Annotated in this window: 13 protein-coding genes; 10 read left to right on the forward strand and 3 right to left on the reverse strand. The window is 66.6% G+C overall.

The features are described from left to right. The 4 genes from PQB87_RS29130 to PQB87_RS29145 all read left to right on the forward strand — a co-directional run bounded on the left by PQB87_RS29130 (position 1) and on the right by PQB87_RS29145 (position 3395). Positions 1-759, forward strand: coding sequence for an LOG family protein (locus PQB87_RS29130; RefSeq protein ID WP_048022163.1), 759 nt, complete (start codon positions 1-3; stop codon positions 757-759). A 391-nt stretch (positions 760-1150) separates the two neighbouring features. Next, positions 1151-1459 carry a hypothetical protein gene (locus PQB87_RS29135; RefSeq protein ID WP_489243083.1) on the forward strand — a complete coding sequence of 103 codons (309 nt, stop codon included), beginning with the start codon at positions 1151-1153 and terminating at the stop codon, positions 1457-1459. A gap of 230 nt (positions 1460-1689) precedes the next feature. Continuing rightward, positions 1690-2682, forward strand: a complete 993-nt coding sequence (locus PQB87_RS29140) for a GlxA family transcriptional regulator (RefSeq protein ID WP_027791071.1) — start codon at positions 1690-1692, stop codon at positions 2680-2682. Positions 2683-2831: 149 nt separating this feature from the next. Beyond that, positions 2832-3395: a tautomerase family protein gene (locus tag PQB87_RS29145; protein ID WP_222155728.1), complete on the forward strand. Its 564-nt coding sequence runs from the start codon at positions 2832-2834 to the stop codon at positions 3393-3395. 610 nt (positions 3396-4005) lie between these two features. On the opposite strand, the gene PQB87_RS29150 is transcribed toward PQB87_RS29145, so the two are convergent. Continuing rightward, positions 4006-5532 carry an AMP nucleosidase gene (locus PQB87_RS29150; protein WP_059684712.1) on the reverse strand — a complete coding sequence of 509 codons (1527 nt, stop codon included), beginning with the start codon at positions 5530-5532 and terminating at the stop codon, positions 4006-4008. 129 nt (positions 5533-5661) lie between these two features. On the opposite strand from PQB87_RS29150, the gene PQB87_RS29155 reads away from it, so the two are divergent. From PQB87_RS29155 to PQB87_RS29175, 5 genes are all read left to right on the forward strand, one after another. Beyond that, positions 5662-6057 (forward strand): hypothetical protein, encoded by a 396-nt coding sequence (locus PQB87_RS29155; protein WP_021160838.1) that lies wholly within the window; start codon positions 5662-5664, stop codon positions 6055-6057. A gap of 100 nt (positions 6058-6157) precedes the next feature. After that, on the forward strand, positions 6158-7156 hold the full coding sequence (locus PQB87_RS29160; protein ID WP_059684430.1) for a homoserine kinase: 999 nt from the start codon (positions 6158-6160) through the stop codon (positions 7154-7156). Beyond that, positions 7147-7956 carry a BPSS1780 family membrane protein gene (locus tag PQB87_RS29165; RefSeq protein ID WP_059684431.1) on the forward strand — a complete coding sequence of 270 codons (810 nt, stop codon included), beginning with the start codon at positions 7147-7149 and terminating at the stop codon, positions 7954-7956. The genes PQB87_RS29160 and PQB87_RS29165 overlap by 10 nt, the downstream gene beginning before the upstream one ends. Before the next feature lie 180 nt (positions 7957-8136). After that, a complete protein-coding gene (locus PQB87_RS29170; RefSeq protein ID WP_027791066.1) occupies positions 8137-8589 on the forward strand; it encodes a MarR family winged helix-turn-helix transcriptional regulator in 453 nt (150 codons plus the stop codon). 156 nt (positions 8590-8745) lie between these two features. After that, positions 8746-9165, forward strand: a complete 420-nt coding sequence (locus tag PQB87_RS29175) for an organic hydroperoxide resistance protein (RefSeq protein ID WP_027791065.1) — start codon at positions 8746-8748, stop codon at positions 9163-9165. A gap of 113 nt (positions 9166-9278) precedes the next feature. On the opposite strand, the gene PQB87_RS29180 is transcribed toward PQB87_RS29175, so the two are convergent. Both PQB87_RS29180 and PQB87_RS29185 read right to left on the reverse strand, forming a co-directional pair. Then, the gene (locus PQB87_RS29180) at positions 9279-9455 is read right to left on the reverse strand and encodes a DUF3563 family protein (RefSeq protein WP_021156289.1); all 177 of its coding nucleotides are present in this window, start codon (positions 9453-9455) and stop codon (positions 9279-9281) included. A gap of 81 nt (positions 9456-9536) precedes the next feature. Further along, positions 9537-10646 (reverse strand): extracellular catalytic domain type 1 short-chain-length polyhydroxyalkanoate depolymerase, encoded by a 1110-nt coding sequence (locus PQB87_RS29185; RefSeq protein ID WP_111939198.1) that lies wholly within the window; start codon positions 10644-10646, stop codon positions 9537-9539. A 248-nt stretch (positions 10647-10894) separates the two neighbouring features. Here PQB87_RS29185 and PQB87_RS29190 point away from each other — a divergent pair, with 248 nt between their 5' ends. Beyond that, positions 10895-11593, forward strand: coding sequence for a phosphatase PAP2 family protein (locus PQB87_RS29190; RefSeq protein ID WP_021156291.1), 699 nt, complete (start codon positions 10895-10897; stop codon positions 11591-11593). Positions 11594-11680: the final 87 nt, after the last annotated feature.

Consider the following 11680-nt stretch of genomic DNA (forward strand, 5'->3'; position numbering starts at 1 on the left):
ATGAACAAGAGAAAAGTGATTCCGAGTCTGCGTTCACTCGCAGATCAAGAGCGCGCGACGGCCAAGAAGGCCCGCGCATCGTGGCAGATGTTCACGATTATGGCAGAGTTTATCGAGGCGACCGAGTACCTGTCGGAGATCCGCCCGGCCGTCAGCATCTACGGTTCTGCCCGCCTCAAACCCGACACGCCGCACTACAAGCTGGCCGCGCAGATCGCGCGCAAGCTGTCCGATGCAGGCTTCGCCGTGATCTCCGGCGGCGGCCCCGGCATCATGGAAGCCGCGAACAAGGGCGCGCACGCCGGCAAGGCGCCGTCGGTCGGCCTGAACATCGAGCTGCCGCACGAACAGGCCGGCAACCACTACCAGGACATCTCGCTGCGCTTCCGCCACTTCTTCACGCGCAAGGTCACGTTCGTGAAGAATTCGGATGCGGTGATCGTGATGCCGGGCGGCTTCGGCACGCTCGACGAGCTGTCGGAAGTGCTCACGCTGATCCAGACGAAGAAGTCGCGCCTCGTGCCGATCATTCTCGTCGGCAGCGAGTTCTGGAAGGGGCTGCTGCAGTGGTTCCGCGACCAGCTGATCCCGATGGGCCTCATCAACCCGGAAGACATGAACCTGATGCAGGTGATCGACGATCCCGACCAGGTGCTCGACGCCGTGCTCGCGTTCTACGAGGACAGCGGCGAGGAAGAAGGTTCGGACGACGATGGCCATCCGCCGCGCCCCGAAGAAGACCGGATGTTCTACCTGTAACCGGTCGATGAAGACCGCCGGCCCGAGGGCCGGCATCCCGCTTTCCGCGCGGCAGGCGTGGCGATCCCGCCACCTGCCGCGTATCACTTTGTAACGCGCCATTAATCGCACTTGGCGCGCCGTTCGCCGTCGAATGTCAAATTCGCGAGGCCGGTGCCGTGCGACGCGCGCAATCATCCGCAAACGCGGGCCGCCATTGTCAAATGACGCGACCCGGCGCCTGTACCCTGCCCCTGCGGGCTGCCAATCCGCCGTAACAAACCCGCCTCGCGTTTTCCGTCGCGCACCAGCACACTACATGTGTCGGTGCGGCGTTTCCCCCGGTGGAACGATCCCCCCTCGCTTCCATCGCGTCGCGCCGGCCTTTTACAACGACATCACGGAAAAGAACATGCAACGCTCGCTGATCGCCCTTGCCTTCGCCGGCCTCGGCCTTTCGCTGTCCGGCCTCGCTCACGCCGTCAACGTCGACGTCAACATCGGCACGCCCGCACCGGTCGTCGTCGCGCCCGCGCCCGTCGTGGTCACCCCGGCGCCCGCGGTCATCGTCGGCTGGCACGGCGACCGCTACTGGGACGGCCACCGCTACTGGGAACGCCGCGAATGGGAAGATCACCAGCGTTATCGCGGCCGCGAACACGGCCCGGATCGCCGCGGCTATCACTGCCCGCCGGGGCACGCGAAGAAGGGCGAGTGCTGAGCGACAGCGCACTCGCCTGACCGGCAAGGCCGCCCGTGCGCTTCAGCGCCGGGCGGCCTTGTCGCTTTCAGCGGCGCGCTCCGTGCCATCCCTGCCCCCACCGGCGATGCAAGCGGCAAGCCCGACTGCCGCGCACGCCGCGGGCCGGCGCATCGCGTGCCTGCAACCGCCTCCACGACCGCGGGCACCGATGGTAGGATCGACCCTGTCCATGGCCATTCCCGCCACCCATGCCACTCATCCGGATCTGGGCTGTCGACCATGCCCTTGCATCTGGCATCGCCGCGCCGACCGACATCTTCACGGCAGCCAATCATCTCGCCCCGTCATTACGTATCGGCCGGCCGCAGGCCCCGTTTCGCTGGCGCATCGAATCGATCGACGGCAAGCCGGTGCGCACGGCTTCCGGCCAGGCCGCCGCGGTCGACGGCACGATCGACGGTCACGGCACCGCCGATGCGATCTGGCTCACCGCTCCGTTCGTCGCCGATCTCGAGCGGCTGCTCGCCCGGCCCGCGTCACTCGCACCGCTGTTCGACGCGCTGCGCCGGCAACATGCGCGCGGCACACTGATCGCGACGTACTGCACGGGCGCGTTCCTGCTCGCGGAAGCCGGGCTGCTCGACGGCCGCGTCGCCACGACGCACTGGTCGAAAGCATCGAGCTTCCGCGTACGCTATCCGGACGTGGCATTGCGCGCGTCGGACGTCCTGACCGAACAGGACGGCATATTGTGCGGCGGCGCCGTCACGTCGTATCAGAATCTCGCGTTGCGGGTCGTCGACAAACTGGCGAACGCGCGCCTTGCCGCGGCCGTCGCCAAGGTCATGCTGATCGACGTGAACCGCGTGTCGCAGGATTCATTCATCGATCTCGGCCGGATGGGGCATGACGGGCACGACGATGCGGCCATCGCACGCGCCCAACGCTGGATGGAAAAGCATCTGCGCGAGCCGTTCAGCCTCGCCCGGCTGAGCGATCACGTCGCGATGAGCGAACGCACGCTCCATCGCCGTTTCAGGGACGCCGTGGGCGCGCCGCCGCTCAGGTACCTGCAGACGCTCAGGATCGAAGTCGCGAAACGGCTGCTCGCGGAAACGACGCTCGCGATCGACACCGTCTGCGAGCGCGTCGGCTATGCGGACATCAGCGGCTTCCGGCAACTGTTCAAGCGCGAGACCGGCATCTCCCCCGGCGAGTATCGCCGTCGCTTCACGCGATAAGCGCGCGCAACCGTCGTCGGGTGCGGTGTCGGAAATGGCATCGTCGAATGGCAGTTTCGCCACTCCGCGTGCCGGCATGCGGTTCGTACACTGGATTCACGTCGCCCGGCATCGGAGCGACGCCATCCTCACCGAACCAGGACACCATCATGCCGATGATCGACGTCTACATTCCCGAAGGTGCGCTCGCACCGCAGGCCGAAGCCCAACTGATGGAAGAACTGACCGGAACGCTGATCCGTCACGAGGGACTCGATCCCGACAATCCGCGCACGCGGGACGTGACCTGGATCTTCGTCCATCGGCCGGCAGCCGTGTATCGCGCCGGTGCTGTCGCGCCTGCGCCGATCTACCGGATCGTGCCGACCGTGCCGGAAGGTCAGTACACGGATGCCGCGCGTGCCGGTCTGATCGCGGACGTGACCGCTGCCGTCGCGCGCGCGGAGGGCCTGCCGGTCGATGCCGTCGCGACGCGCGTGTGGGTCTTTCCAACGGAAATCGACGACGGCTGCTGGGGCAGCCGCGGCGTCGTGCGCCGCCTGCCGGACATCATGGAATATTTCGGCGGCGCCGAACTGCGGGCGCTCGGGGAATGGCGGCTGGCGATCAAGCGACAGGCGGATGCGGGTCGGGTCGTCGATGCGGTGCGAGATTCGATGTTGGAAACGGCTCGGAGTGGATCGCTCGAACCGGCCGCCAAAGCCGTACGCTGACGCCGGCGCGCAGTTGCTTGTCCGACACGCACGGCAGCGTGCCGGACGGCACGAGAAAGCAATACACGGGCGAGATGCGCCCAAGGGCGAGCGCACCCGTTTAATCACTTATTCGGTCAATAGCACGGACACTTTTTGACAGGGCCGGGGCCAATCACCGCGACGGGTTTGCAGGGGTTGGACGGGCCGATTACTGCGACGGGTGCACAAGGATTGGACGGGCCGATCACCGCGGTTCTGGCCATTGCCGACAGAGATGTGGTGAACATCAGGGACGCCAGCAAGAAATTGATTTTCATCAGGTATGCCCTCTTTCAATTTGACAGGAATCGATCGGATCGACTGTTCGCCGTTCCTTCGTACGGGCGTCGAACAACGCCACGCAGGAGAGCATATTCTCGACGACTAGGGCAACCAATAGGACAACTTCCAAATTGCAGAAAATGATCGCGTTCCAGTACTAAGGCCGCGACGCGGCCGTCGCGAGTGGCTACGCACGGCGAGACGGAGAGGTACAAGTGCACGCCAGCCGCCTTGAAGCCCGTCATGCCCCGGTTCGCGATTGCGCCTGACGTCGCGACGCACACCGCACCCGGGGCCGCCGTTCACATCACTGGAACGCCACTTCCGCAAAGCTCCGCAGCTTCCGGCTATGCAGCTTGTCGAGCCCGTTCGTGCGCAGGATCTCCATCGCCTTCACGCCGATCTGCAGATGCTGGTCGACCTGCCCGCGATAGAACGTGTCGGCCATGCCCGGCAACTTGAGCTCGCCGTGCAGCGGCTTGTCCGACACGCAGAGCAGCGTGCCGTACGGCACGCGGAAGCGGAAGCCGTTCGCGGCGATCGTCGCGCTTTCCATGTCGAGCGCGATCGCGCGGCTCTGCGACAGGCGCTGCACGGGTTCGCGATGATCGCGAAGCTCCCAGTTGCGGTTGTCGACGCTCGCGACGGTACCCGTGCGCATCACGCGCTTCAGTTCGACGCCATCGAGCCGCGTGACGTCGGCCACCCCGCGCTCGAGCGCGAGCTGCACTTCGGCGAGCGCCGGAATCGGCACCCACAGCGGCAGGTCGGCATCCAGCACGTGATCCTCGCGCACGTAGCCGTGTGCGAGCACGTAGTCGCCGAGACGCTGCGTATTGCGCAGCCCCGCGCAGTGACCGAGCATCACCCATGCGTGCGGACGCAGCACCGCGATGTGATCGGTGATCGTCTTCGCGTTCGACGGGCCGACGCCGATGTTGACCATCGTGATCCCGCTGCCGTCCGCGCGCTTCAGGTGATACGCGGGCATCTGCGGCAGGCGCGGCGGCGCGGCGCCCTCGGCCGGCTCGCTGCCGAGGTTCGCGTTGTAGGTCACGACATCGCCCGGCTCGACGAACGAGCTGTACTGGCTGCGATACGCGCGCACCTCGGGATCGTCGCTCTCCGTCATCACCGTGCGGCCCAGCTTCACGAACTCGTCGATGTAGAACTGGTAGTTCGTGTAGAGCACGTAGTTCTGGAAATGCGTGGGCGACGTCGCCGTGTAGTGGCGCAACCGGTGCAGCGAGAAGTCGACGCGCGCGGCCGTGAACAGCGCGAGCGGATGCGGCTCGCCCGGCGCCGGCTCGAACGTGCCGTTGACGATGCGATCGTCGAGATACGACAGGTCGGGCGTATCGAAGATGTCGCGCATCGCGAGCAGGCGGTCGCGGTCGAGCTCGCCCTCGAGATGGATGCCTTCGGGAAAAGCGAAATGGATCGGAATCGGCTGCGACGACACGCCGATCTCGATCTTCACATGGTGGTTCTTCGCCAGCAGGCGCAGTTGCTCGCGATAGTAGTTCGCGAAGAGGTCGGGGCGCGTGACCGTCGTCTCGAACACGCCGGGGCCCGCGACGAAACCGTACGAGCGGCGCGAATCGACGTGCGTGTTGACATCGGTGCGGATCCGCACGAACGGGTAGCACGCGCGCACGTGCTCGGTGATCGGCTCGTGGCGGCGATAGCGCGCGAATGCGTCACGCAGGAAACCCGTGTTCGTGTCGTAAATGGCGGACAGCCGCGCGACGGCGGCGATCGGATCGTCGAAAGCCTCGACCGACGGGCTCTCGGGCGTCAGCACACGGTGCCGGCGGCTCAAATCGTTCTTCATTTTCATCACCTCGTCTGATCCGACGACATTACCACGGAACCCGGTCGCCCTTGTGGCTGCCCCCACGCACGCGAGGGCCGGATGGTGCGCAGTATTTGCTAAAATCGGTGGGTTCACTGGAGACTCATCATGAAGCCGCTCATTCTCGTCGTCGCTGCCGCCGCGTTTGCCGCCGCCAGCGCCGCTTACGCCGCCGGCGGCACGCCTGACGCCGACGCGCAGGCACGGGCCGAGGCCAACGAGGCCGCCGGCCTGCCCGATCTCCGCAAGATCAACCGGCCGGGCGCCGAAGTCACGTCGAAAGTCGACTTCGCCGACATCCGCCGCACGCCGAGCTTCCACGAAAAGAGCAAGAACGGCACCGAAGTCACCGAGTACCGCGATCGCGGCAAGCCGGTCGAGATCGACGTGAAGTCGAATTTCGGCACGCGCTACCAGATGAGCTCGACGCCCGACACGTCGCCGAAGCCGCACGACGCGGGCATCCCGATCACGCGCCTGCCGTCGCTGAACCTGCGCTACTGATTCCGTGGCGCGCCGCACGAACGCCGCGCGCCGCCTTCCTTCACCTGCTGTCGCGACGCACGCCGCCCGCGTGCCGACACCCTGACCTGACGCATCCCGCATGGCCGTTTTCACAGCTGTTTCCGACTCCGATCTCGCGCAATGGATGCGCCACTACGAACTGGGCGACGTGCTTGCGTTCCGCGGCATTCCGTCCGGTATCGAAAACAGCAATTTCTTCCTGACGACGACGCGCGGCGAGTACGTCCTCACGATCTTCGAAAACCTGACGGCGCAGCAACTGCCGTTCTACCTCGACCTGATGCGCCATCTGGCCGGCCACGGCGTACCGGTGCCGGATCCGATCCCGCGTGACGACGGCGCGCTGTTCGGCGAGCTGCACGGCAAGCCGGCCGCGATCGTCACGAAGCTCGACGGCTCGGCCGAACTCGCGCCGGGGGTCGAACACTGTATCGAGGTCGGGCAGATGCTCGCGCGCATGCACCTGGCCGGCCGCGACTATCCGCGCAACCAGCCGAACCTGCGCAGCCTGCCGTGGTGGCAGGAGAACGTGCCGGCGATCTCGCCGTTCATCACCGACGCGCAGCGCGCGCTGCTGGAAAGCGAACTCGCACATCAGGCCAGCTTCTTCGCGTCGGACGATTACGCGGCGCTGCCCGCCGGACCGTGCCATTGCGACCTGTTCCGCGACAACGTGCTGTTCGCGCACGCGGCGCCCGGCACCGGCCATGACGTGCGGCTCGGCGGCTTCTTCGACTTCTATTTCGCGGGCTGCGACAAGTGGCTGTTCGACGTCGCGGTCACGGTCAACGACTGGTGCGTCGACCTCGCGACCGGCGTGCTCGACGTCGCGCGCGCCGATGCGCTGCTGCGCGCGTACCAGACCGTGCGGCCGTTCACGGCCGAGGAGCGCCGCCACTGGAGCGACATGCTGCGCGCGGGTGCGTACCGCTTCTGGGTGTCGCGCCTGTACGACTTCTACCTGCCGCGCGCGGCCGAGATGCTCAAGCCGCACGACCCCGGCCATTTCGAACGCATCCTGCGCGAGCGTATCGCGCATACGCCCGCGCTTCCCGAGATCCAAACCGCATGCAACTGATCGAAGTGCCCGCGAAAACGGGCTATGTCTGGTTCCGCCAAGGCATCTGGCTGTTCCGCCGGAACCCGCTCGCGTTCATCACGCTGTTCTTCACGTACCTGCTGGCGATCACGCTGGTGTCGCAGGTGCCCGTGATCGGCTCCGCGCTGCCGCTGGTGTTCATTCCCGGCATCGCGGTCGGCTTCATGGCCGCATGCCGCGATACGGTGGCAGGGAAGCACGTGATGCCGACGATCCTCATCGACGGCTTCCGCTCGTACGGCACCGTCGCGACCCAGCGGCTGCTCGTGCTCGGCGTGATCTACGTCGCGTCGATGGTGCTCGTGTTCGCTGCCTCGTCGTTCGTGGACGGCGGCGCGCTGTTCCACGTGATGATGGGCGCGGCCGACGAAGCGAGCGCGACGCCGGAAACGCTCGCCGCGCAAGGCACGTTCGGCGCGCTGATGTTCGCGACGCTGCTCTACCTGCCGGTCGCGATGCTGTTCTGGTTCGCGCCGGTGCTGGTCGCGTGGCACGACGTGCCGCCCGCCAAGGCGCTGTTCTTCAGCGTCGTCAGCTGCTGGCGCAATCGCGGCGCGTTCGTCGTGTATGGCGCGCTGTGGTTCGGCGTCGCGCTCGGCACGTCTCTCGCGCTGTCGCTGCTGCTGCAGGCGCTCGGCGCCGGCGCCTATGCGCTGACGATCATGATGCCGGTGACGATCGTCATCGTCACGATGCTGTACTGCTCGTTCTACGCGACCTATCGCGGCTGCTTCGGCGTGCAGGAGCCGGGCGCGACGACCACCACGTCCGGCCGCTGAAGTCTCCCCGGCCGGCGTGTGTCGCCGGCCCGCCGCGCTCGCGCCGGGTTGCCGCCCGGCGCCTCCCCCCGCCTCCGTCGGCCACCGCCCCGCGCCGGCCGCCCCCTGTTCATCCCGATCTTTTGCGCGCAAAATGATTTGCGTACAAATTGTTCGCGCGTTCGACGCGCCGCCCGAATGATGGACCGTCCGCCCCCGCTGCCCCAGACGCTCGACGAGCAACTCTGCTTCGCCCTCTACTCGACTTCGCACGCGATGACGAAGGCGTACAAGCCGCTGCTCGACAAGCTGTCGCTGACCTATCCCCAATATCTCGCGATGCTCGTGCTGTGGGAGCGCGACGACATCGCCGTGAAGGACATCGCCGCGCGGCTGGACCTCGACCCGGCCACGGTCACGCCACTGCTGAAACGGCTGGAGGCGCTCGGCTACGTCGAGCGCGTGCGCAGCGCGGCCGATGAACGCGTCGTGAACGTGCGCGTGACACAGGAAGGCCGCGCACTGAAGGAGCGCGCGCGCTCGGTACCCGCCGATCTGTTCTGCGCGATGCAGCAGTCCCCCGAGTTCCTGGTCAGGCTGCGCGCCGATCTCCACCAGTTGCGCGACGCGCTGTCGGCCGCCAACGAACGCTGACGGGAAAGCCATCGGCGAACCGGCCCGGCACTGCCGGGCCTTTTCTTCAAAATTTCATTTGCACACTAATCATTTGTGTTCTATATTTTACTCGTGGCCGACGACACCCCGTTCGACCGGGCCGCTTTCCCCCCTTTTCCCGACAGGAGCTGCACGATGAACATTCTGTACAAGACCAGTGCCACGAGCACGGGCGGCCGCGACGGCCGCGCGGTATCCGCCGACAACAAGCTGGAAGTGAAGCTGGCCGCGCCGCGCGAACTCGGCGGCACGGGCGCGGAAGGCACGAATCCGGAGCAGCTGTTTGCCGCAGGGTACTCGGCCTGTTTCCTGAGCGCGATGAAATTCGTCGCCGGCCAGGACAAGAAGGCGCTGCCGGCGGACACGCAGGTCACGGCGGAAGTGGGCATCGGGCCGAACGACGCAGGCGGCTTCGGGCTCGACATCGAGCTGCGCGTGTCGCTGCCGGGGCTCGACAAGGCCGACGCGCAAGCGCTGGTCGAAAAGGCGCACCACGTGTGCCCGTATTCGAACGCAACGCGCAACAACGTACCGGTGCGCCTGACGGTCATCTGACGCGACGCAACGCCACGCATGCAAAAAGGGCGCGTGCGGCATGTAGCCGCACGCGCCCTTTTCTGCTGCGTGACTCGCCGGAATGGCGGACCGGCCGGCCCGCCCTGCGCTGCTTAGCGCGCGCCGAACGAATACGGGCGGTTCATCGCCGATTCGCGATCGATCTTGCGCATGCGGAATTCGAGATCGTAGATATCGGTGGCTTCAGACAGGTACGCCTCGGCGCGCTCTTTACGGGCCGTTTCAGCGTTCTTGGTCAGCATCAGGAAGAGGTGGCTCAGCAGGTACATGGTCGATCTCGCAATCCAAGGGTTCTTTGACTAGGGTTTTCCCGTATTATAGGGAAAACCCTAGTTCTTGGCCAGCGTCGATCAGACGATGCGTCGTTCGGTCGCCACAGTGCGCCGCTGTGCCTCGAAAAAGGCCCAGATCATCGCGCTCGCATCGGGGCCGACCGCCGCATGAAACGGCACGGCTTCATCGCCGCCGGCCCACGCATGATCGAGCCCCTTCACATGACAGAGCCGCACGACAGGCTCGCCGTCGCGACAGACATCGGTGATCTGCACGCCCGCGTCGCGCGTCTCGACCCGCTCGCCGCCGCGCAGTGCGCCGCGGCTGTCGGCAAGCCCGTTCAAGCGCATGAACTGAACCGTCAGCTGGTCGGCATTCTTCGGGGCGACCACGTGGTCGCCGTCGCCCTGGACGATCAGCGCGGGCATACCCGGATACGCGGCGGCATCGACCAGCGCATCGACGGCCGCAGCCGGGTTCTGACGCACGCCGCGCCGCATCACGTCCATCGCGGTAATGCCGGAATTCGCCTCGCCGAGCGCGGGGCCCGAGTGCAGCGCCACCGCCGCGAAGCGGTCGGGATGGTGCAGTGCAAGAAGCGACGCGAGACCCGCGCCGGCCGACAGTCCCGCGACATAAACACGCGATGCGTCGAAACCGTGTTCGTCGACGAGCGCGTCGACGAGCGACGCCACCGCGTTCGCCTCGCCGCGGCCCGCTCGGTCGGTATCTTCATACCAGTGCCAGCAGCCATGTGCGTGCGCGCGCAGCGACTGCTCCGGATACAGCACCGCGAAACCATGCTTGTCGGCCAGCAGGTTCATCCGCGTGCCTTGCGCGAATTCGTCGACGGACTGCTGGCAGCCGTGCAGCATCACGACGAGCGGCATCGCGCCGCGCCGGCGGCCGGGCGGCACGTAGAGGCCGTAAGCGAGATGCTGGACGAGGCGCCCGAGCGCGGGTGCCATCGGATGTTCGCCGCGCGTCCATTCACCTGCCGCCCATGCGGCCGCGCGCGGGCGCACGCGCGATTCGCGCGGCGGGGACGGATCGGATACGGCAGGAGACGCCGCTGCCTCGAGTGCGTCGCGTGTGATGCGCTGCGCATCGCGCGCCGCGCGTTTGGCGGCCGGAGACAGCATGCGTTTCATGCCGCCCAGCCACACCTTGGTCAGACTTTTGGTCATCGATCGGGCTCGCAGTCAGGAAAAATAGGGGCACCACAGCGGATGCAGCGTTCGACTTTGTGCAATGCACCATAACATTGTTTCCGGGATTTTTCCTGCACGCGGATATTTCCCGGCCGCGCAAAAAACGGGGCTCGGGCGCACGCGGCGCTATACTGGGGCTTCGCCGCTTGTATCCGTTGTAGTCGTTCTTTCCGGCTCGCGCGTTGATTTAAGCATCTTCCCCGCCTTCGTTCGTCCCCTTCCCGATGTTCGACCTGTCGTCTCACCTGTGGATCATGATCACCGCGTTCGGCGGCGCCGGCCTGACCTTGCCGCTCGCGATCACGATCGCCGTCTGGCTCGCGCTCGGCTACTCGTGGCAGCGCGCGGCCGCGTGGCTCGGCGTGCTCGCGGCCGCGATCGGCGTGGTCGCGCTGACGAAGATCGCGTTCCTCGGCTGGGGCATCGGCATCCGCAAGTGGGATTTCACCGGGTTCAGCGGCCATGCGATGCTGTCGACGTCGGTTTATCCGGTCGCGATTTTCCTGGCGCTGATCCGCACGCGCACGCCGGTGCGGCTCGCCGGCATCGCGCTCGGGCTCGCGGCCGGCGTCGCGGTCGGCGTGTCGCGCGTCGCGCTCGACGCGCATTCGCCGTCCGAATCGATCACCGGCTGTATCGTCGGCGCGATCGCCGCGCTCGCGTTCATCGCGGGTTCGTGGCGCGCGGTGCCGCACCGCTGGTCGGTGCCCGCGGTCGTCGCGAGCCTCGCGCTCGTCACCGTGGCGCTGCACGGCATCACGGTGCCGTCGCATCGCTGGGTCACCAAGGTGGCGCTGCAGCTGTCGGGCCACGAGCGCCCGTTCGTCCGCGCGCGCTGGAAGGCCAACCCGAACTACCGCCCCGCATCGCAGCCGTCGTCGCTGCAGCGCACCCAGTCGTCGTCGCAGACGCTCCGTACGTGACCGGCCACCCGGCCGGCCCTCCTTTTCAGGTCTGACCATTACATGCGCGCCGTCGCATGTGCGGTATGTCGAGCGTTATAACCCGCC

The sequence above is a fragment of the Burkholderia sp. KL41 genome (assembly GCF_057005415.2).

What these genes read in the sequence shown, in the direction of transcription:
- PQB87_RS29190 (WP_021156291.1), top strand. Translation starts at nt 10,895, where the DNA reads ATGTTCGACCTGTCGTCTCACCTGTGGATCATGATCACCGCGTTCGGC.
- PQB87_RS29145 (WP_222155728.1), top strand. Translation starts at nt 2,832, where the DNA reads ATGCCGATGATCGACGTCTACATTCCCGAAGGTGCGCTCGCACCGCAG.
- PQB87_RS29175 (WP_027791065.1), top strand. Translation starts at nt 8,746, where the DNA reads ATGAACATTCTGTACAAGACCAGTGCCACGAGCACGGGCGGCCGCGAC.
- PQB87_RS29140 (WP_027791071.1), top strand. Translation starts at nt 1,690, where the DNA reads ATGCCACTCATCCGGATCTGGGCTGTCGACCATGCCCTTGCATCTGGC.
- PQB87_RS29150 (WP_059684712.1), bottom strand. Translation starts at nt 5,532, where the DNA reads ATGAAGAACGATTTGAGCCGCCGGCACCGTGTGCTGACGCCCGAGAGC.
- PQB87_RS29180 (WP_021156289.1), bottom strand. Translation starts at nt 9,455, where the DNA reads ATGTACCTGCTGAGCCACCTCTTCCTGATGCTGACCAAGAACGCTGAA.
- PQB87_RS29160 (WP_059684430.1), top strand. Translation starts at nt 6,158, where the DNA reads ATGGCCGTTTTCACAGCTGTTTCCGACTCCGATCTCGCGCAATGGATG.
- PQB87_RS29155 (WP_021160838.1), top strand. Translation starts at nt 5,662, where the DNA reads ATGAAGCCGCTCATTCTCGTCGTCGCTGCCGCCGCGTTTGCCGCCGCC.
- PQB87_RS29185 (WP_111939198.1), bottom strand. Translation starts at nt 10,646, where the DNA reads ATGACCAAAAGTCTGACCAAGGTGTGGCTGGGCGGCATGAAACGCATG.
- PQB87_RS29165 (WP_059684431.1), top strand. Translation starts at nt 7,147, where the DNA reads ATGCAACTGATCGAAGTGCCCGCGAAAACGGGCTATGTCTGGTTCCGC.
- PQB87_RS29130 (WP_048022163.1), top strand. Translation starts at nt 1, where the DNA reads ATGAACAAGAGAAAAGTGATTCCGAGTCTGCGTTCACTCGCAGATCAA.
- PQB87_RS29135 (WP_489243083.1), top strand. Translation starts at nt 1,151, where the DNA reads ATGCAACGCTCGCTGATCGCCCTTGCCTTCGCCGGCCTCGGCCTTTCG.
- PQB87_RS29170 (WP_027791066.1), top strand. Translation starts at nt 8,137, where the DNA reads ATGGACCGTCCGCCCCCGCTGCCCCAGACGCTCGACGAGCAACTCTGC.